The sequence below is a fragment of the Blautia sp. DFI.9.10 genome, from assembly GCF_024461705.1.
In the GTDB taxonomy this organism is placed as follows: Bacteria; Bacillota; Clostridia; order Lachnospirales; family Lachnospiraceae; genus Blautia_A; species Blautia_A fusiformis.
Map to the genome: position 1 here is coordinate 1 of NZ_JANGAA010000081.1, position 221 is coordinate 221.

Here is a 221-nt window from a genome sequence, read left to right on the forward strand (position 1 = left end):
AGAAAGAAACATCGATTCCGTAAGTAGCGGCGAGCGAACGCGGAGGAGCCTAAACCGGTGTGCGTGCATGCCGGGGTCATGGACTGCATTTAAGATTCAGCGAAGTTAACAGAACGGTTTTGGGAAAGCCGGCCGGAGAGGGTGAAAGCCCCGTACGTGAAAGCAGAGCTGACTGAGCAGGATCCGGAGTACCACGAGACACGAGGAACCTTGTGGGAAGT

Annotated in this window: 1 rRNA gene; it reads left to right on the plus strand. The window is 55.2% G+C overall.

The features are described 5' to 3' along the window. Positions 1–221: ribosomal RNA gene (locus NE671_RS15770) — 23S ribosomal RNA — on the plus strand; the annotation flags it as partial.